Source organism: Mesorhizobium sp. WSM4820 (assembly GCF_055811075.1).
Window position 1 is genome coordinate 182,269 of record NZ_JBVVQN010000005.1, and the last position, 18,056, is coordinate 200,324.

The following is an 18,056-nucleotide window of genomic DNA, read 5'->3' on the forward strand; positions in this document are numbered from 1 at the left end:
CCCGACCCGGAGGGGCTTGCGGAGAATCGGAGCCGATGCGAACCTCGCCGCAACATGGCTCGCGCGCGTTCTGATTCTCCGCTTCTCTTCGAAATCGTTGAGAGACCCGATTTCTCCTTCGAGACGAAGGCGATGGCCGAAGGCCTGTGGCCGGTGGCGGGAATGGACGAGGCCGGGCGCGGCCCGCTCGCCGGACCGGTCGTCGCGGCAGCGGTAGTGCTCGATCCCGCCAACATTCCCGACGGTCTCGACGATTCCAAGCGCCTCAGCCACCTGCAGCGCGAGGCGCTGTTCCTGAAAATCCTCGGCTCCGCTCTTGCCGTGTCGATGGCGTCGGTCAGCGCGGAAGGCATCGATTGCAGCAATATTCTCAAGGCCAGCCTCGAGGCGATGCGCCGCGCCTTGGTCGGGCTCTCGGTGCAGCCAAAGCTGGCCCTGGCCGACGGCCGCGACGTGCCGCCCGGACTGCCATGCGAAGGCAGAGCGCTGATCAAGGGCGACCAGCGCTCGCAGTCGATCGCCGCCGCCTCGATCGTCGCCAAGGTGATGCGCGACCGCATGATGTGCGGCTGCGGCAGCCATCACGCGGATTACGGTTTCGAGCTCCATATGGGCTACGCCACGGTCCGCCACCGCACGGCGATCGAGGTGCATGGACCGGTGGCGCGGCTGCACCGCGCGTCCTTCGCACCGTTCCGGCTTGGCGGAACCGAAGTGCTCGACGAAGAGAGTTTTTCCGGTCTGGATTGAGGCGACGGCTGAGCGGGTAATCTCCCCCCTTGACGGGGAGATGGCCGGCAGGCCAGAGGGGGTCGCCGCGCATGAAGCGCCAACCTCCTCTTTCATTCAACGTGTTGTCTGACAGGGCGTCGCGACGCCGAGGCGACCCCCTCTGTCGCCTTCGGCGACATCTCCCCCTCAAGGGGGGAGATTACCCGGCTTAATTCAGCCTGGACTTGACGTCCTGAAGCGAGGCCTGGAACAGGTCGGCGCCCGCCTTGGCGTCAATCTTGGCGGCGAGCAGCGTGCGGGCGGCTTCGACGGCAATATCGACGGCACTGGCGCGCACTTCGCCGATCGCCTCGCGCTCCGCCTGACCGATCTTCTGTTCGGCAAGCGCGGTGCGCCGGGTGACATAGTCCTCGGTCTTCTTGTGCGCCTCGGCAGCCAGCATGTCCGCCTCGCGCTTGGCGGCGGCGACGATGTCGGCGGCCTCCCGCTCGGCTTCCTTGCGCTTGCGCTGGTATTGGCCGAGCAGTTGCTGGGCCTCCTCGCGCAGCCGGCGCGCTTCTTCAAGCTCGTTGCTGATCTTGTCGGCGCGGGCGTCGAGCGCCTTGGCGATCAGCTTAGGCACCTTGACGTAGACGGCAATGGCCAGAAAAATGACGAGGGCAACGGTGGCCCAAAGCGTCGCGAGTGATGTGGCGTCCATGATGCGCTCCTCACCGGGCCACGGATTTGACGGCTGCCGCGATCTCGGCCTTGCTGGCCTTGCCGCCGACAAGCGCCTCGACGATAGCCGAAGCCGTGTCCTCGGCGATCGTGCCGACTTCCTTCATGGCATTGGCCTTGATGGTCGAAATGCGAGCCTCGGCTTCGCCAAGCTTCTGGTCAAGCGCTGCCTCGACCTTCTTGCGGGCGGCCTCGGCTTCCGCCTTGGCGGCATCGTTGGCCTGCTGGCCGATCGCATTGGCCTTGGTCTTGGCCTCCGCCAGTTCCTGCTCATAGGCGGCAACGGCGGCATCGGCCTCGCCCTTCAGCCTGGCGGCATGGTCGAGGTCCTGGGTGATGCGGTCGTTGCGGACATCGATGATGCCGCCAACACGCGGCATCACCACCTTCTTCAGGAACAGGTAGAACAGCCCGAAGGTGATCGCCAGCCACACAAGCTGCGACGGGAATGTCGCCGGATCGAATGGCGGGAACACGCCGTGCGCCTCGGCAGGCACACCGGTGCTGGAATGCGTATCGCCTTCCGTGCCGGTATGGCCGCCTTCGACGGCAGGCGCGGACTCTTGCGCAAAGGCAGATGTCACGAACATGGACTATCCCCTGATGTCAGGCCTGCCGCCGATTTGCGGCCGGCCCTTCCAATTCCCAATGTTAGCCGAACAGGGGCTCAGCCGAACAGGGCCAAAAGCGCGATGAGCAGGGAGAAGATGCCCAGCGCTTCAGTCACGGCGAAGCCGAAGATCAGGCGGCCGAACTGGCCATCCGCGGCCGACGGGTTGCGCAGCGCGCCCGCCAGATAGCTGCCGAAGATGTTGCCAAGGCCAATACCGGCGCCACCCATGCCGAGGCATGCGATGCCGGCGCCGATGAACTTTGCTGCTTCTGCTTCCATGTGTTCAACTCCTTTGGATCTAAAAATTCCGTTGCGATTTCTATCCCGGCAGCAGGGCCGGAAACTCTTGGGTCAACCTGGGTCAGTGCCCGGGATGCAGGGCGTCGTTCAGATACATGCAGGTCAGCACGGCAAAGACGTAGGCCTGCAGGAAGGCGACCAGCAGCTCCAGCGCCGTCAGCGCCACGGCCATCGCCAGCGGCAGGACCGATCCGGCAATGCCGAGCGTGCCAAGCGCGCTCAAGCTCACCACGAAGCCCGAGAACACCTTCAGCGTGATGTGGCCGGCCAGCATGTTGGCGAACAGACGAACCGAGAGGCTGACCGGGCGCGATACGAAGGAAATCACCTCGATCAGCACCACCAGCGGCAGCAGGTAAACCGGCACGCCATGCGGCACGAACAGTTTCAGGAAACCAAGGCCATGCTTCATGAAGCCGTAGACGACGACGGTTCCGATCACCAGCGCGGCAAGGCCGAAGGTGACGATGATATGGCTTGTGACGGTGAAGAAATATGGAAAAAGACCGAGCAGATTGGCAACGAGAACGAACATGAACAGCGAAAATACCAAGGGAAAAAACTTCATGCCTTGGGTTCCGGCTGCGTCCCTCAGCATGTTGCCGACGAATTCGTAGGCCATTTCCGAGACCGACTGAAGACGGCTGGGAACGAGGCTGCGGCTCGAGGTGCTGAGATAAAGGAACGCCGAGGCAACGGCGACGGTCGCGACCATGAAGAGCGCCGAATTGGTGAACGACAGGTCGTAGCCGCCGATCTCGATCGGAATCAGCTTGTTGATATGGAACTGGTGGATCGGATCGACCTTGTCAGCAGCCACTTTAAATCCCCATCAAAGCCGCGCGCGGCTTTAGTGTCCTGTTCACTGCGCCGGCAAGCGGCGCCTCAAGTCATTCTTTCGGATCGCGGGCTTTGTCGCCCTGTCCGAATTCCGCCATAAGTCCCGCGGAGCGCAGGACATTGAGCACGCCGGCGCCAAAACCGAGCAGCAAAAAAACAATCAGACCCCATGGCGATGTCCCCGCCACACGGTCGATGATCCAGCCAAGACCCGCACCAACCACTATCCCGGCGATGAATTCGCTGGATAGCTTGAGCGCCTGGCCATATCCGGCCGCACTGCCCGCTTTCGCGTCGTCTTTCCCCTCGAGCCGGTCCGGCCGCCTTGTCGCAAGCGATGCTTCAAGGTCGCGCCGGCGGCGCTCAAGATCGTCGTCGCGGATATCGGCTTGACGCTGTTTGCCGCGGCCGGTTTCTCCGGTTCCGTCTGGCCCATTCTTGTCGGCCATCGCAACCCCCTTGCCCGGTCAGATCGTCACCGTCCGTCCGCTCTTAAGTCGCCGGCAACATAGTTAGAGGGTCCCCGCCCGTCAAGCCACGGGCAGGACTTCAGCGTCAAGTATTTTTCCCATGAAAATCAAGAGCTTGCCAGGGTGCGACATCGTGCCCGCTACCTCTGCTGGCGTGCCGCAGCCGAATCCCTGCGGCGACGGGTCTTGGATCGGCCGCGCCCGGGGCCTTGCCGGGGCGCTCAGCTCCAGCCGCCGCCGTAGGTGCGGTAAAAGATATGCAGGCCGATCCTGGTCATTTTTTTCATCGTCCGCGCCCAACCCGGGTTGACGTAGTTGGCGTAGTAATGGGTCGACGATCCGACTTCCGGGATGAAGATCTTGCCGGCAGTGACCGCCATGGCGATGTCTTGCGCGGTCTTGTAGTGGGCGGGACTCTGGATGCGCTTCTTCCTGCCGTCGCAAGCGAAGGAAAACTGGCAACGGTTGAACCATTTGTCGTTCTGATAGACGACGCCGCAGATCGAGTTCGGATAGGCCGGATTGCGAACGCGATTGAGGATGACCTGGGCGACGGCGGCTTGGCCGCGCACCGTTTCCCCGCGCGCCTCGAAATAGATGCCGTTGGCGAGGCAAGTCTGTTCCGCTTTGGAGAAGACGCTCGCCGGCAGCGGAGTTTGCATCCACGAATGATCGCCCTTGGCCACCGGCGGAATGAAGCGGCCATCGTTCGGCTTCTCGTCCTGAAGCAAGGCCTCGAAGGGCGAAGCCTGGGCATAGTCAGGCGCGGCCGCTGCGTAGGCGGTCGCCAGGACGTCGGGTCGGTCGTTGTTGACCAGTGCGGCCAGCATGGCCGGCACGCCGGGATCCGGCTTCTTGTCGACGCGCCTATGAAACGCGGCGGCGATCTGGATCTCCTTGCCTTTGATCTCGGGCCTGGCGAAAGCCATTTTCAGGCCGCTGTCCATGCTCGGGCGAAGCAGTGAGGAGGAGCGCTCAAACACCGAGCCGGCATTAAAATTCTTCGGCGGCGCGACCGGCGAGACGATGATGATGCGGCCCTTCTTGTCGGCGCGCATGATGCGGTCCTCGTCGGGCGTCGTGCCGGCCACGCTGCCCTTGCCGCGAAACGATACGGCGCCGATCCCGGGCAAGCGGACGCCGGAACCCGAGATCGAGCCGGTGGCATCCGAATCGAGGAAAGGCATTTCGGCGGCATGGACCGAGCCGGCGACGGACTTCTCGACATAGGCGTTCCAGCGGGCGCTCGGCCCCTTGAGGCCGGAGACCAGGCTCGTCATGTCCTGATAGGCGATGACATTGGGAAAGCCGACCCAGATGCCAAGTCCAATGACCAGAGGAGACAGAAAGGAACGTCTTTTCTCACCGGCGAAAGCGACAAGCCGCTTCAAAACACGTCGATGCACGGAACTCTCCAGAAACGCAACGGACCCCACTGGAGAGGCACGATGATGCATTAACCTTGATGGGGCGTTAACGGAACTCGACAGCGGCAATCATTTCAAAGGCGTTGTTGGAGAACGGCTGCAACGGTCGCAATAACTTGCTCCGCAGAGCGCTGTTGAGAGATGCAGGAGCCTCCTCCATGCCATCAACATGCTTAACGGCTATGCCACGTACATGCTTAACGGCCCGCCATCGGCGAGCGGTCTCTTGCTTCAATGAGGTTTTTCCGTGGCGTGCTGGTCCGGTCAGGTCAGGGGGTAATTCCCCGAGGGCCCCGGCGCAGCTGGATCTGGCGGGCACCGCAGCATTTCTTGAACTTCAACCCTGAACCGCAAGGACATTGATCATTGCCGCTGCGTTGCAGCCGGCCGACCAGGGGCAGCATCGCTGCGGAAGGCAGGAGCGTCGCCGCAAGGGCCACCAACTTGGCCGAGATTCCCGGCACGACCAAGCGACGACCCGATTTGAACCCTCGCCACGCCCGTTCGGCCACATACTGCGCATCCACCTTGGGCAAGACGTTGAAGAGCACCGTCTGATTGGCGCCTGACCTTGCGAGAAACTCCGTCGACACCGGGCCAGGCGCCACGCATGTGACCGTCACACCGGTTCGGCGCACCTCCTGGTGAAGCGCCTCTGAGAAGAAGCGCACGAAACCTTTGCTGGCGAAGTACAGAGCCATATAAGGCCCGGGGAGGAACCCGGCCACGGAACTGAGATTGAGCACCCCGCCCCGTCGGCGCGCCACCATTCCGGGCAGAAAATGGAGGGTCAGTTCTGTGAGGGAATGTATGTTGAGATCGATGATGCCGAGTTGACCATCAACAGGCAGCGCCGTCGTCGCGCCGCGCAAGCCATAGCCGGCGCTGTTGACCAGGACATCGCAGACCAGGCCATGTGCGGACAGAAAGCCCTCCAGGCGCGTTGGCGCGTCGCCTGCCACGAGATCCAATTCGAGCGTGAATGCCTCGCCACCCGCCTCCCGAACCTCAGACGCCGCGGCGGCCAAGCCCTCGGGCGAGCGGGCAACCAGCACGATCGCGCCGCGCTCCCGTGCAGCGACGCCTGCAATTGCCCGGCCAATTCCACCCGAGCCGCCAATCACGACGACGGCCGGCCGCAATTCATGGTGCGAAATCACGTCGCGTTCCTTCGTATTGCGGGAGCGACAACATCCTGACCGAGCAGCACCACTTCATTGGCGACAGTGCCGTTCAGGATCTTTTCGAATCGCTCCAGTGCTCGTGCGACGTTCGCTCCATCCATGACCCGGTGATCGTAGTGGATGCGGACATTCACCGATCCGTCGTTGCCGATCGGACCGTAGTTCAGAAGCGTGGTCAATGGTGTCAGCGGGTTGAGTGATTCCGCGCCGAGACCAGAATAGACGGACAGTTGGAAGGTACCGAAGTAATTTGCCCTTTGCCGGGCGATGTTCAACCCCAGCCACATAAGCAGCCACCTGACCGGCGCGGGCGCAGCTGCCATCCGCAAGGCACGCCGGAACTCCGGGACCTCGAGGACCGGCCGTGACCGAGCCGCGTGGATGGCCGCCTCAAGTTGCGTGATGGAGTAGCGCTCCGGGCACTTGATGCAGCTCAGCAGAACGGCCGGCTCGCCTTCATATTCGCGCTCGTGGGCAATCGAGGCTACGCTTGCCGGATACTCGTAAAGCTGCGGCCAGGGCAACTTGACATAGGCGCGCCGCAGCTCCGGCATCTCCAGGGCGAGAAGGGCATATGCTTTCAGGAAGATCGCGGTCCACGAAGGCCTGGTCTGCTGCGCCATTCTGGCCCTTAGAAGTGGGCCGAGGTTCATCTGACGCTGCACCGCGACGCGTGGCACGCCGATCGAAAACCTCATCAGATCGCCAACAAGGCGCCGGGGCGCCGAAAGCTTGAGGGCTCGGCCTCGCATCAAACGACCTCTAATAAAGATAAGGGATTATTCGCTTGGTCCTTTCCATATAGGCACGGTATTGCAAGCCTAAAGTCTCCAGCATCATACGCTCTTCCTTATCCACTCTCAGCAGGAAAAGCACGGCGAAACCAATCAAGCCGGATATGCCCGCAACCCAGTTCGGCAGCAGAAAGAGCTGGCCGAGCCCCATAAGCAGGAACGAGGTGTACATCGGGTGACGGACCAAAGCGTACGGCCCGGCGCTAACCAGTTCGTGCCGTTCGCGAATCTCGAGCGTGATCGACCAGTTACGGCCAAGTTCCTTGTGGGACATGCGAAAAATCCACAGCGCGGAGCAGAAGATGATGGTTCCGAGCGCCACCGACCACACGCTGGACGGGTGGTCAGCCGCTGCGGGGATGCCGGTGGCGACATAGAAGCCAGGCAGGATCGCCAGGCCAAGGAGAGCCGATGCAAGCCCGACGGTGTCGGAACTCGAGCGGCCGCCAGCTACAATCCGCACGCGCCTTGCCCGGCGCTCGAACGGATACCGGATCACATACCAGGCAACGAGGCCGATCACCCATATGATCTCGCCAAGTGAAGCTACAGAAATGGTCACTTCAGGTCACCGGAGCCTTTTCTCGATCTGGGACCACGATAGACCGTCGCAGCGACGCCAGCGTCCGAAATGTCGACCGATAGACATTCAGAGCGCGCTCCTTTCGGAGTTGACCGGGCGAATGAGGCGAAAGCGGTTTGCCAATCGCATTTCAACCGCCGTTCATCTCCCGAAGGTTGGTTATGAATTGTTGCGGCCGGAGCCAGGTACCGGGGGTCTTATACCCCATCGATTTGGCGATGTCCGCTACGAATGCGTTGCAGTTGTAGAGCGAGGCGTGCCAAAGAGGAGAACTGGCCTGCAGCTTTCGTATGCTCGCGACGACTTTCCTATATTCGGCTTCGGAAAGTAAAACGCGCCAGCTTGCCGACCGGTAGGCATCTTCGAGGTCGCCGTCCGTCCACCCGGTCGTGGCTGGCACAGGCGCCAAATGGCCGAGAACATAGACATTGGGATCATCGGACTTCGGAGCGAGCCCCGCAACTTCGGGGTTGACCATCCGTCCCGCCTGGTTCAGTCGTCCAAAAATCACGTAGGAATGGCCGTAGGTAAGGGCGTACCGGGAGCGGAACTCGATGAAATGCCGTTGGGCCGCCCGCGCCGGCATCGCCGCGGTACTCAGTGCCCGATTATTGGACACAAAAGTCGGCTGGGGTTTGTTGTCCTGCGACTGACATGACGCCGCGACAAGCGCGAGCAGGGCCACAATTGTTGAACGGCCACTTACAAGCGTCATCTCATCCAGAACTCCGAGGACCGCATACCTGCTGCCAGCCTATGCCCGTTAACCGCAGGTAGGCTGCGAATCCGGTGGCCCCTGCATATCGATAGGGAAGGGCCTGGCGGCCCTTCCCAAATCTTCGAAAGCCGATGCTTACTTAATCACTGGCTCTTCTACGGCAACGGGTTCCGGCGGAGGAGCCTTCCCCTTTCCTTTACCGATCCCGTTCGCGCAGCCGCTCAGGCTGGTAACGGCGAGGGTAGCAACCATTACAATCAACATTCTGCTCATCAAGCAATCCTTTCCCCAGGGGCGGAACAGCCTATAGAATCGCCACAAATAAAAAATTACATGCAGCCCCGCCAAGTTAGCTGCGATCTACACCAAAGCCTAGTGCAGAAATGACACAGTTGGCATTCGGTTGCAGCCGAAATCCTTGCGGTGACGTGCCGGCAGGGTCGACCATGCAACGGAGATCAGGCCTGCCCACCATCAAACCACCACCACCGTCGTGCCCAAAGGAGTCCGTTCGTAGAGGTCGATGACGTCGTCATTTGTCAAACGGATGCACCCGTTCGATACCGCTGTGCCTATCGTCCATGGCTCGTTTGTACCATGTATCCGGAAGTAGGTGTCGCGCCCGTTGCGATAGAGATAAAGGGCACGCGCACCAAGCGGGTTGTTTGGTCCGCCAGGGACCCCGCCTGCATATTTCACCAGGCGAGGCTTGCGCCTCATCATGCTGGTGGTGGGTGTCCACGACGGCCAGTCCGCCTTGCGGGCGACGGTCGCTGTACCCTTGAACGAAAGTCCCTGCTCGCCGACGCCGACGCCGTAGCGCGTCGCCCACCCGTCGCCCTCGACGGCATAGAGAAAACGTTGCGAAGTATCGACGACGATCGTTCCAGGCGGCTCGTTTCCGTCGTACCGCACCTGCCTTCGTCGGAAACGAGGATTGATGCCATCCCCTGGTCCGAACGCGGATGAAATCGGCTCCGTCACCTGCTGTAACGTCGACGTACACCCGGAGAGCATCAGAGCCAGACTTCCCAGCACGAGCCCCCGGCGCGCAATGTTGTGTTCTTCCATTTCTACCTGCTAGGAAACTGGTCAATCTACCGCCCTTCCTCGTCTCTACCATTGCAAGGCCTGCGGGCCAAGTCTCGCTGTGGGGTGGCAAAATGAATTCACAGGATTGACGAGCGAATTGGAGCGAAACTTCTTGCGATAACCGTCCGCCTCTGTTCGGTTAGGCCACAATGGGCATAGGACAGAGACGATGAAGCCTGACTTCCATGGTAAAGTCGCGATTGTGACCGGCGCAGGCTCCGGAATAGGAGCGGCTGTTTCACGGCAACTCGCGCAAGAAGGAGCCGAGGTTGTCGTCGCCGACCTTGACGCCGAGGCCGCGCGCTGCAGAGCCGCCGAAATAACCGCGCAAGGAGGCAGGGCCCACGACTTTGCGGTCGATGTCACGGATGCGGCAGCCGTGGAAAAGCTGATCGAGTTCACCGTCCAGAAATGCGGCGGACTGGATATGGCGGTAAACAATGCAGGTGTCGACGGCGTTCGAAAAGCGACGGCAGACTATCCGCTCGACAACTGGCACCAGCTGATAAACGTCAATCTAAATGGCGTTTTCTACAGCATGAAGTACGAAATCGCCGCCATGCTGGATCGAGGCGGAGGCGCCATCGTGAACATGTCCTCGATTCTCGGTTCCGTCGGCTTGCCGACTGCGTCCGCATACACGGCAGCGAAACACGGGGTCGTTGGACTCACCAAGGTTGCGGCGATTGAATATGCGAGGATGGGCATCCGGATCAATGCCGTCGGCCCCGGCTGGATCGAAACGCCTCTTCTATCGGAGCAAGTGGAGACATTAGCCACCCGGCGCATGGCAGCTCTTCAGCCGATGGGCAGGCGCGGCAAACCGGAAGAGGTAGCGGCTCTTGTGTGCTTCCTGTTGTCCGATCAGGCCAGCTTTATCACCGGGAGCTACCATCTGGTGGACGGAGCTTACACCGCCCATTAGCGCGTCGCTGCCCGCGAGCCGCCTGCGGAGCGCAGCTGATGCCGGCGCCCGGAGACGCGGCGCTCAGCGGCGTTTCTTCGCCTTGCCGGCGAACGGATTTTCCGAGGTGCGCAAGGCGATGCGGATCGGCACGCCTGGCATGTCGAAGGCTTCGCGCAGGCTGTTGGAGAGATAGCGAACATAGGATTGCGGCATCGCGTCCGGCCGTGAGCAGGACACGACGAAGCCCGGCGGGCGCGTCTTGGCCTGGGTGACATATTTGATCTTCAGCCGGCGACCGGCGACGGCAGGCGGTGGATGATGCGCCAGGATGCCTTCCAGCCAGCGGTTGAGCTTGCCGGTCGAGACGCGGCTGTTCCACACCTTGTGCGTCTTGATGACGGCATCCATCAGCTTGTCGAGGCCGCGCCCGGTCTCGGCCGAGACCGGCACCGCCTGGATGCCGCGCGCCTGCGGCAACAGCCGCTCGGTCTTCTCGCGCAGTTCCGCCAGGAGTTCCTGGGGGTGGTCGATCATATCCCATTTGTTGAAGGCGATCACCGGCGCGCGGCCCTCGCGGATGATCAGGTCGGCGATCTGCAGATCCTGCTTCTCGAAGGGAATGGTGGCGTCGAGCACGATGATGACGATCTCGGCAAAACGGATGGCGCGCAAGCCGTCCTGCACCGACATGACTTCCAGCTTTTCGTGGATCCGGGACTTGCGGCGCATGCCGGCGGTGTCGAACAGTTTCAGGCGGCGGCCATGCCAGTCCCAGTCGACGGAGATGGAATCGCGGGTGATGCCGGCTTCCGGACCGGTCAGGAGCCGCTCCTCGCCGATCAGCGCATTGATCAGCGTCGACTTGCCGGCGTTCGGACGGCCGACGACGGCGATGCGCAGCGGTTTGGTATCGTCATAGCTCGGCTCGGCATCCGGGTCGGTGATGTCCTCGCCGATCAGCACCTCGCTGGCCGCGGCCTCCTCGTCTGCATCTTCTTCTTCGCCGAAGGCGCGCGCCTCGCCCAGTGCTGATATCACCGCATCGCGCAAATCGGGCAGGCCCTGGCCGTGTTCGGCCGAGACCGGGATCGGCTCGCCAAGGCCGAGTTCCCAGGCCTCCAGCATGCCGCCCTGGGCGCCGCGCGCCTCGGCCTTGTTGGCGACGACGACAACCGGCTTGCCGGACTTGCGCACGATCTCGGCGAAGGTCTTGTCGTCAGGCATCAGCCCGGACTTGGCATCGATGGTGAAAAAGATCAGGTCGGCTTCGCGGATGGCGATCTCGGTCTGGGCGCGCATGCGGCCCGGCAGCGTCGAAGCAGCGGCATCTTCGAAGCCGGCAGTGTCGATGACGTCGAAATGCAGATCGTAGAGTTTGGCGGCATGGACGCGACGATCGCGGGTGACGCCCGGCGTATCATCGACAAGCGCCAGCTTCCTTCCCACCAGCCTGTTAAAAAGGGTCGATTTGCCGACGTTAGGCCGGCCAATGATGGCGACTTTGAACGTCATCTGTCACGACACGCCGCCCGACCCACGGATCAGCTCGGACATCAACGTGGCCCGCTCGCGCGCGTTGCGCGGGGCGCTGTCATCCGAGGCAATCTGGTCGAACAGTTTCAGTGCGTCCGTCGCCTTGCCTTCCTTCCAGGCGGCAAGGCCGAGCGCCTCGCGCGCGGTATGGCGCAGCGGATTGGTGTCGGCGGTGAGCGTCTCGACGCGGCTCGAGACATCGGCGAACGAACCGTGGTCGACGAGCAGCAGCGCTGCCCTGAGGCGCGCCATATCGCGAAGGCCTGATGGAATGTCCGTATCGGCGGCGACCTCGTCGAAGTCCTTGACGGCGGCGGCGGCATCGCCCTTATCCGCCTTGACGGTTGCCGCCCGCATGCGGGCGAGCAGCGGATAAGCGCCGTAGCCATCTTTTTCCAGCGCATCGAGGGCCGCCAGCGCTTCGTCGCTCTTGCCCTCATTGGCAAGCTTCAGCGCCTGCGAGAAGGCGTCGCCCGAGCGATTGGCGCGGGTCTCGTCCCAATAGCGATAGCCGACGAAGGCGGCGGTGCCGACCACCACCAGTATCGCGAGCGCAAGCAAGGCAGGACCAAAACGGTCCCACAGCGCATGCGCCTGATCGCGACGCATCTCTTCGTTGACTTCGCGGATAAAACTGTCGTCCGACATCTCAAAACCATCCTGCCCGCCTCAGGGCGGTTTAGAGCGACGTGCGTCCATGGAAAGTACGCTCTAACACTTTGAATTTGCGCATCGTGTTTCCTGAAAAAAATCAATTCTGCACTTCAGGCCGATGCGGTAGCCCGCGTTTTAGCGAAATTTTGCCGGCATGGAAGGGGTTCGACCGGAAAATCGGCTAATCGCCGGACGACGATGTAAAGGATGACTGCAAAGGGCGACCGCACCCGCGCCACATTTCGCCGATAGCCGGTGCGCGAACCCTCCTCAAAATCCAGATCCGACACTGATGCCTCGTTTGTCCCGCGCTGTTGCGTTTTCGATCGCGTCGCTTGCTGCGGCGGGCGCTGCTGTCGCCGACCCGCCAGCGCCGGCAAAGCCAAAGCAGGCCGTCCTCATCTCGTTCGACAGCGCCCGCGATATTTTGCAATGGAAGCGCAGCCGGGCGCTGGCCCAGCGCACCGGCGCCCATTTCACCTACTTCGTGTCCTGCGTCTTCCTGCTCTCGCCGGAGACCCGCAAGCAATACACGGCGCCCGGCAAGGCATCAGGCAAATCCAATATCGGCTTCGCCGCCTCGAAACAGGAAATCGCTGACCGGCTCGAGCAGATAAACCTTGCCGCCTCGGAAGGACATGACATCGGCAGCCACGCTTGCGGCCATTTCGACGGCAAGGACTGGAACAAGGCCGACTGGCTGAGCGAGTTCGGTTCGTTCAAGCGCATTCTCGAAAATGCCTATTCGATCAACGCTATTACCTCTGAACCCGCAGGCTGGCGCGAAATTGCACGTAAGGCGGTTGGCTTTCGCGCACCCTATCTGTCGGCAAACAAGGCGCTCTACGAGGCGCTGCCAAAGGCTGGCTATTGGTTCGACGCGAGCGGTGTGTCGCGCGGCCCTGCCCGGCCACCGACCAGCGACGGCATCACGCGCTTCTCACTGCCGAAGATTCCGGAAGGTCCTGACACAAGGCCGGTGATCGCGATGGACTACAATCTCTATGTCAGGCATTCCGGCGGCTTCGAGCGGCCGAGCCAGGCGGACGAATTCGCCAACCGGACCCATGACGCCTTTCGCGCCGCCTTCGACGCGCAATATCAGGGCAAACGCATTCCGCTGGAACTCGGCTTCCATTTCACACTGATGAATGACGGCGCCTACTGGAAGGCGCTCGAGCGCTTTGCCGGCGAGGTCTGCACCAGGCCCGATGTCGAGTGCATCAGCTATCGCGACTATGTTTCGCGCCAACGCCGGCAGAAGTGGGCGTCGGTGGGCGGCTGAACCGAAAGCGCTCGCCGCCCCGTCACTCTCAACTTACCGGCTGATCCTCAGGCCGCAGGCCGGCTCGCTCTCGCTCCAGATAGGCCTGGTCGATTTCCGGCAGCGGCGCCCCTTCAAGTGTCGCCTCGAAGGCGCGCAGGCGCTTGTAGATGGATATCAGCTCGACGATGGTCGGCCAGGAATTCACGAGATACTGGAACGAAGTGGCAACTTGTGAAAAGGCGGTAACAATCTGCTGGAAAACGCCAAATGTTATCTTGCCGATCGCCAAGGTCGGAACAAGAATAAGCGTAGCGAATACGTTGTCGACTTGAAGGTATAGATAGCGGACCATGTCGAAATAGACATAGTGTGCATAGAGCGTGAAATAGTTCTTGCGAACATTTCTGAAAAGCTCGGCCAGCGTTGGTGGCTGCGCTCGCGCCGTATCGTCCTCGCCGAGGACAAGTTCCTTGCGCAGCGCGGCTTCAACCCGCTGATTGCGAAACTCCAGCCCGGGCAGCCTGACGCCGACGACTGCCAACAAGCCGGTGCCAAACAGCGACCAGGCGATCGCCGCAATGACCAGCGGATAAGGGATTGCGCCGACGATTGGGAGCGTTGAGACATGGAGAGAAAGGGAGGCCAGCAAGGGCAGGAATGCAATCAGGGTCATGATGGAGTCGATGAAGTTCACGCCGAGCCCCTGCATTGTGCCGGAGAAGCGCATCGTGTCGTCCTGAACGCGCTGCGACGCCCCTTCGATATGGCGCAGCCTCGGCCAGTAAGCGGTAAAATAATCGTTCATCGCGGTGCGCCAGCGAAACACATAGTGCCTGACGAAAAAGACGTTCAGAACGGCAATGCTCATATAGACCAGGGCCAAGGACAGAAACTGCCATACTCCGTAGTACAGCTCGGCAGGGGAAACGGAGCCCGGCGTGGTCAGCGCCTTCTGCACCATATCGTAAAACATGCCGCGCCAGTCATTGAGCGCCACGCTGATCTGCACGATGAAATTGGTGACGAAAATAATCAAACCAGAGCCAAGGATCGACCAGTTCTGCCAGCGATGCGGGGAATACAGCGCCCAGAAAAGGTAGAATACGCCCATGCCGGCGAAGAAATATCCGTAAAACCAGAGGAATGCCGGCGTCAGGAATCTTATCGGGCTGATGACTGGTGCTGCCTGCGGGTCGACCGGCGGCATGCCGAGCATCGTGCCAAGGTGCTCGCCGCCGAAAAACCACAGGAGGACGAGCAGAAGGCTCCAGGCGACGGCCGAAGTGAAAAACAACTTCGGCTGCGGGAAGAAGGATACGAACACTGTTGGGAAATCCTCGGTCGATGCGCAAATCAGCGGCGTTGCTGTTCAGCGGGCATAAGGTCACACATCGATCGGAATGAAAATGGCCGGTGCGTGATGCCCGGCACCGAGCAAGACCACAATCATGGCGATTTTGGCGCAGCCGACCAGATGACCGCGCCGGAGACCAGCAGCACCGCGGCGGCCACGATCGATGCGAGGAAGAAGTCGCCGGAGGCTTGCGCAAGCAGGCCGGCGACGATCGGACCGATGATCTGACCGAGGCCGAAGGACGCCGTCATCGATGCCAGGATCCGGCGTGGCGCCTGCGGGGCAAGCTGCCTTCCGGTCTGAAGGCCGAGCGCGGTGATGGCGATGAAGGTGCCGCCAAGCAGAAACCCGCCGAGCAGCGGCCCAATGTGTCCGCCCATGGTGACGCTCGCGCTGACGCCGACCACCTCGACGAGGCACCCCCAGGCATAAGCCCGGTAGAGCCCGATCTTTGCCGCGATCTTCTGCCAAAGCCAGACCGAGGGAATTCCGGCAAGGCCGGTGACCATCCACACCACGGCCTCGAAGACGCGGCCGCCGCCGCCCTGCCGGACGATGGCGACCAGGAACGTCGCCGTCACGATATAGCCGAAGCCGAACAGCCCGTAGGCGGCTATGACCTTCACCAGTGACCGGTCCTTTGGCAGCGCCGGTTCGCGGCCATCGGCCCCGTTGGCGGTCGCAGTGCTGCCGAGCAGCAAGGCCACGACGGCAATGGCGCAGGCCGAGATCGCGGCGGACCAGAACCAGCCCGCCGGCCAGCCGGCCTGTTGGGTGACGAGTATTGCCATCAGCGCCGAGGACGCCGCTATGCCAAGGCCGACGCCGCCGAAATGCAGCGCCTGCAGGTCGTTTCGGCCGACCGCGGCGAGATGGCCGAAAACGATGCTGGACGTGAACACAAGGACGAAGGCGCTGGCCACACCGGCAAGAAAGCGGATGACGAGAAAGGCCGCCATCGTGTCGGCCAGGCCCATCAGCCCGGTGAGGACTGCGGTGGCGGCAAGACCGGCCAGCATCAGCAGGCGCTCGCGACCATGCGCCCAGCCGCCGACGGCTGCGAGCGCGCCAACGAGATAGCCGAGATAGTTGGCGGACGCGATCCAGCCCGCATCGGCCGGCGTCAGGCCAAGTTCCTCCATCATGCCGGGCAGGATCGGCGTATAGACGAAGCGGCCGATGCCCATGGCAACGGCAAGGGCAATCGTGCCGGCGAAGGCGAGGCGCAAAGGGGACGGCGAAGCGGCTTTCATTGCGGTGCACAATAGGTGCACGAGCGGGTGAAACAATCCGCTTGTTGTTGGGCCAGAACGGGTTGCGAGGACGTATCCGAGCGCCGCGGCGGTACAGAACGAACGTCGGCGATCCTTCGCGCCCCCTCTGCCCTGCCGGGCATCTCCCCCACGAGGAGGGAGATCGGCAGCTTCGGCGCCGGCTCTCCTTCTTCAACTTTTGGAGATTGGCGAAAGCGAAGATGACGGCCAATCTCCCCCCTCGTGGGGGAGATGTCCGGCAGGACAGAGGGGGGCGCTGTCCCGCCAACGTTTCGGCAGCGACCGTCCGCAGTCCTTTTCGGGTCTAATTATAAGGTCAAATCCTCTGTGCGGAGGATTTCAGCCGCAGCCAGCCTGGCCGGTGCCGGTCTCGTAGGCCGTGCGCCGGGCTGTCATCCGGAACGGCAGGTCGCCGAGTTCGCGCTCCGACATGGTGTCGAGCACAGGATGCGACAGCGGATCGGTGGCCCATCGGATGGCCTCGCTTTCATGCGACCGGCTTTGCCGCGCGCCGGCAGCGGAAAAGACCCCGAGCAGTAACAAAATCTTCATCGTATTTTTCCTCTACAGGTCTGCTTGTTCCTTAAAATTTGCCGTTCCTCCCCGTATTTCAATTGAGATTTCAACCGTGCCAGTTTAGAAAAACTGTATGGCCATGCTCAACCGAGTCCACCTCAACGGCCTGCGCGCCGTGGAAACCGTCGCCCGCCTGGGATCGCTTTCGGCTGCGGCGAGCGAACTCAACGTGTCCGCCAGCGCCGTCAGCCAGCAGGTCAAGCGGGCGGAAGCGCAACTTGGCCAGGCGCTGTTCGAACGAACGGCAAGCGGTCTGGTACCGACCGAATTCGGCACCGTCTTCACCGCCCGGCTCGGGGCAGGTTTCCGCGAGCTCGCCCAAGCCGTGGCGCTCGCCGACGAGGCCTCCGAATGCACGCTGGTGGTCTCGGTCGCGCCGGCCTTTGCCTCGAAGTGGCTGCTGCCTCGACTGTCACGTCATTTCGCCCGGCATCCGAATGTGCTTTTGCGCATCGACGCCTCGGTGCGGATTGCCGATCTCGATCGCTCGGACATCGACATCGCCATCCGGCTTGGCGACGGCAAATGGCCGGGCGTGCGCGCGCAGCTGCTGCTGGCGCAGGAAGTCTTCCCGGTCTGCGCCCCGGCGATCGCCGACAAACTGAAATCGATCGAAGATCTCGCCCTGACCTGCGCGATCACCGACGAAAGAGCGATGATCAGCTGGGAAAGCTGGTTCGAGGCGGCCGGGGTGAAGCCGGTCAGCTTCCTCAAGGGCGCGCGCTTCACCGACCCGATGCTGTGCCTGGAATCGGCGATCGCCGGCCACGGCGTCATGCTCGGCTGGCAATTGCTGACGGCTGACGCTCTCGCCGACGGCCGGCTGGTCGCGCCGTTCGGCGTCCGCGCTGAGAGCGGGCTGGGCTACTGGCTGGTGACCTCGGCCAGCAAGAGCGAGAGCCGCAAGCTGCGCGATTTCAAGATCTGGATCCGCGAGGAGATCGAGGCGACGATGGCGCAGTTCGGCGCGCTCGCCGGCGCGGCCTGAGCAGGCCCCGGTCGATCACGGTGGAAAGAC

At 62.2% G+C, this 18,056-nt stretch carries 21 protein-coding genes; 4 read left to right on the plus strand and 17 right to left on the minus strand.

The window, feature by feature from the left end; translation table 11 throughout:
• The first annotated feature begins 54 nt into the window (after positions 1-54).
• Positions 55-750: a ribonuclease HII gene (locus AC0L2R_RS10725; RefSeq protein WP_473508767.1), complete on the plus strand. Its 696-nt coding sequence runs from the start codon at positions 55-57 to the stop codon at positions 748-750.
• Between the two features lie 190 nt (positions 751-940).
• Here AC0L2R_RS10725 and AC0L2R_RS10730 read toward each other — a convergent pair whose 3' ends face one another.
• From AC0L2R_RS10730 to AC0L2R_RS10785, 12 genes are all read right to left on the minus strand, one after another.
• On the minus strand, positions 941-1,432 hold the full coding sequence (locus tag AC0L2R_RS10730; RefSeq protein ID WP_473508768.1) for a F0F1 ATP synthase subunit B: 492 nt from the start codon (positions 1,430-1,432) through the stop codon (positions 941-943).
• Between the two features lie 10 nt (positions 1,433-1,442).
• Complete coding sequence (locus AC0L2R_RS10735; RefSeq protein ID WP_473508769.1) at positions 1,443-2,042, minus strand: F0F1 ATP synthase subunit B; 600 nt, start codon at positions 2,040-2,042, stop codon at positions 1,443-1,445.
• Between the two features lie 77 nt (positions 2,043-2,119).
• Positions 2,120-2,344: a F0F1 ATP synthase subunit C gene (locus AC0L2R_RS10740; RefSeq protein ID WP_023799397.1), complete on the minus strand. Its 225-nt coding sequence runs from the start codon at positions 2,342-2,344 to the stop codon at positions 2,120-2,122.
• A gap of 82 nt (positions 2,345-2,426) precedes the next feature.
• Positions 2,427-3,185 carry a F0F1 ATP synthase subunit A gene (locus tag AC0L2R_RS10745; protein WP_077381387.1) on the minus strand — a complete coding sequence of 253 codons (759 nt, stop codon included), beginning with the start codon at positions 3,183-3,185 and terminating at the stop codon, positions 2,427-2,429.
• Between the two features lie 70 nt (positions 3,186-3,255).
• Positions 3,256-3,654, minus strand: coding sequence for an AtpZ/AtpI family protein (locus tag AC0L2R_RS10750; RefSeq protein WP_023799399.1), 399 nt, complete (start codon positions 3,652-3,654; stop codon positions 3,256-3,258).
• 242 nt (positions 3,655-3,896) lie between these two features.
• Positions 3,897-5,081 (minus strand): cell wall hydrolase, encoded by a 1,185-nt coding sequence (locus AC0L2R_RS10755; protein ID WP_473508770.1) that lies wholly within the window; start codon positions 5,079-5,081, stop codon positions 3,897-3,899.
• Positions 5,082-5,371: 290 nt separating this feature from the next.
• On the minus strand, positions 5,372-6,262 hold the full coding sequence (locus tag AC0L2R_RS10760) for an SDR family NAD(P)-dependent oxidoreductase (protein ID WP_473508771.1): 891 nt from the start codon (positions 6,260-6,262) through the stop codon (positions 5,372-5,374).
• Positions 6,259-7,038, minus strand: a complete 780-nt coding sequence (locus tag AC0L2R_RS10765) for a hypothetical protein (RefSeq protein ID WP_473508772.1) — start codon at positions 7,036-7,038, stop codon at positions 6,259-6,261. The genes AC0L2R_RS10760 and AC0L2R_RS10765 overlap by 4 nt, the downstream gene beginning before the upstream one ends.
• A gap of 10 nt (positions 7,039-7,048) precedes the next feature.
• Positions 7,049-7,636 carry a protein-S-isoprenylcysteine O-methyltransferase gene (locus AC0L2R_RS10770; RefSeq protein ID WP_473508962.1) on the minus strand — a complete coding sequence of 196 codons (588 nt, stop codon included), beginning with the start codon at positions 7,634-7,636 and terminating at the stop codon, positions 7,049-7,051.
• Positions 7,637-7,793: 157 nt separating this feature from the next.
• Positions 7,794-8,378 (minus strand): hypothetical protein, encoded by a 585-nt coding sequence (locus AC0L2R_RS10775; RefSeq protein ID WP_473508773.1) that lies wholly within the window; start codon positions 8,376-8,378, stop codon positions 7,794-7,796.
• A 138-nt stretch (positions 8,379-8,516) separates the two neighbouring features.
• Entirely contained in the window at positions 8,517-8,654 is a 138-nt protein-coding gene (locus AC0L2R_RS10780; RefSeq protein WP_084646669.1) for an ABC transporter, read from the minus strand.
• A gap of 201 nt (positions 8,655-8,855) precedes the next feature.
• Positions 8,856-9,452 (minus strand): L,D-transpeptidase, encoded by a 597-nt coding sequence (locus tag AC0L2R_RS10785; RefSeq protein WP_473508774.1) that lies wholly within the window; start codon positions 9,450-9,452, stop codon positions 8,856-8,858.
• A 190-nt stretch (positions 9,453-9,642) separates the two neighbouring features.
• Here AC0L2R_RS10785 and AC0L2R_RS10790 point away from each other — a divergent pair, with 190 nt between their 5' ends.
• The gene (locus AC0L2R_RS10790; RefSeq protein WP_473508775.1) at positions 9,643-10,398 is read left to right on the plus strand and encodes an SDR family NAD(P)-dependent oxidoreductase; all 756 of its coding nucleotides are present in this window, start codon (positions 9,643-9,645) and stop codon (positions 10,396-10,398) included.
• 63 nt (positions 10,399-10,461) lie between these two features.
• Here AC0L2R_RS10790 and der read toward each other — a convergent pair whose 3' ends face one another.
• The gene (der, locus tag AC0L2R_RS10795; protein ID WP_473508776.1) at positions 10,462-11,892 is read right to left on the minus strand and encodes a ribosome biogenesis GTPase Der; all 1,431 of its coding nucleotides are present in this window, start codon (positions 11,890-11,892) and stop codon (positions 10,462-10,464) included.
• A 3-nt stretch (positions 11,893-11,895) separates the two neighbouring features.
• Complete coding sequence (locus tag AC0L2R_RS10800) at positions 11,896-12,561, minus strand: tetratricopeptide repeat protein (RefSeq protein WP_473508777.1); 666 nt, start codon at positions 12,559-12,561, stop codon at positions 11,896-11,898.
• A gap of 298 nt (positions 12,562-12,859) precedes the next feature.
• Here AC0L2R_RS10800 and AC0L2R_RS10805 point away from each other — a divergent pair, with 298 nt between their 5' ends.
• Positions 12,860-13,852 (plus strand): polysaccharide deacetylase family protein, encoded by a 993-nt coding sequence (locus AC0L2R_RS10805; RefSeq protein WP_473508778.1) that lies wholly within the window; start codon positions 12,860-12,862, stop codon positions 13,850-13,852.
• 28 nt (positions 13,853-13,880) lie between these two features.
• On the opposite strand, the gene sbmA is transcribed toward AC0L2R_RS10805, so the two are convergent.
• The 3 genes from sbmA to AC0L2R_RS10820 all read right to left on the minus strand — a co-directional run bounded on the left by sbmA (position 13,881) and on the right by AC0L2R_RS10820 (position 17,014).
• Positions 13,881-15,158 (minus strand): peptide antibiotic transporter SbmA, encoded by a 1,278-nt coding sequence (gene sbmA, locus AC0L2R_RS10810; protein WP_023799410.1) that lies wholly within the window; start codon positions 15,156-15,158, stop codon positions 13,881-13,883.
• 122 nt (positions 15,159-15,280) lie between these two features.
• A complete protein-coding gene (locus tag AC0L2R_RS10815) occupies positions 15,281-16,441 on the minus strand; it encodes a YbfB/YjiJ family MFS transporter (protein ID WP_473508779.1) in 1,161 nt (386 codons plus the stop codon).
• Between the two features lie 360 nt (positions 16,442-16,801).
• Entirely contained in the window at positions 16,802-17,014 is a 213-nt protein-coding gene (locus AC0L2R_RS10820) for a hypothetical protein (RefSeq protein ID WP_473508780.1), read from the minus strand.
• Positions 17,015-17,111: 97 nt separating this feature from the next.
• Here AC0L2R_RS10820 and AC0L2R_RS10825 point away from each other — a divergent pair, with 97 nt between their 5' ends.
• Positions 17,112-18,026 (plus strand): LysR substrate-binding domain-containing protein, encoded by a 915-nt coding sequence (locus tag AC0L2R_RS10825; RefSeq protein WP_473508781.1) that lies wholly within the window; start codon positions 17,112-17,114, stop codon positions 18,024-18,026.
• Positions 18,027-18,056 lie beyond the last annotated feature (30 nt).

Coding starts and splice junctions, on each gene's coding strand:
- AC0L2R_RS10725 (WP_473508767.1), top strand. CDS start 55: ATGGCTCGCGCGCGTTCTGATTCTCCGCTTCTCTTCGAAATCGTTGAG.
- AC0L2R_RS10730 (WP_473508768.1), bottom strand. CDS start 1,432: ATGGACGCCACATCACTCGCGACGCTTTGGGCCACCGTTGCCCTCGTC.
- AC0L2R_RS10735 (WP_473508769.1), bottom strand. CDS start 2,042: ATGTTCGTGACATCTGCCTTTGCGCAAGAGTCCGCGCCTGCCGTCGAA.
- AC0L2R_RS10740 (WP_023799397.1), bottom strand. CDS start 2,344: ATGGAAGCAGAAGCAGCAAAGTTCATCGGCGCCGGCATCGCATGCCTC.
- AC0L2R_RS10750 (WP_023799399.1), bottom strand. CDS start 3,654: ATGGCCGACAAGAATGGGCCAGACGGAACCGGAGAAACCGGCCGCGGC.
- AC0L2R_RS10765 (WP_473508772.1), bottom strand. CDS start 7,038: ATGCGAGGCCGAGCCCTCAAGCTTTCGGCGCCCCGGCGCCTTGTTGGC.
- AC0L2R_RS10775 (WP_473508773.1), bottom strand. CDS start 8,378: ATGACGCTTGTAAGTGGCCGTTCAACAATTGTGGCCCTGCTCGCGCTT.
- AC0L2R_RS10780 (WP_084646669.1), bottom strand. CDS start 8,654: ATGAGCAGAATGTTGATTGTAATGGTTGCTACCCTCGCCGTTACCAGC.
- AC0L2R_RS10785 (WP_473508774.1), bottom strand. CDS start 9,452: ATGGAAGAACACAACATTGCGCGCCGGGGGCTCGTGCTGGGAAGTCTG.
- AC0L2R_RS10790 (WP_473508775.1), top strand. CDS start 9,643: ATGAAGCCTGACTTCCATGGTAAAGTCGCGATTGTGACCGGCGCAGGC.
- der (WP_473508776.1), bottom strand. CDS start 11,892: ATGACGTTCAAAGTCGCCATCATTGGCCGGCCTAACGTCGGCAAATCG.
- AC0L2R_RS10800 (WP_473508777.1), bottom strand. CDS start 12,561: ATGTCGGACGACAGTTTTATCCGCGAAGTCAACGAAGAGATGCGTCGC.
- AC0L2R_RS10805 (WP_473508778.1), top strand. CDS start 12,860: ATGCCTCGTTTGTCCCGCGCTGTTGCGTTTTCGATCGCGTCGCTTGCT.
- AC0L2R_RS10815 (WP_473508779.1), bottom strand. CDS start 16,441: ATGAAAGCCGCTTCGCCGTCCCCTTTGCGCCTCGCCTTCGCCGGCACG.
- AC0L2R_RS10820 (WP_473508780.1), bottom strand. CDS start 17,014: ATGAAGATTTTGTTACTGCTCGGGGTCTTTTCCGCTGCCGGCGCGCGG.
- AC0L2R_RS10825 (WP_473508781.1), top strand. CDS start 17,112: ATGGCCATGCTCAACCGAGTCCACCTCAACGGCCTGCGCGCCGTGGAA.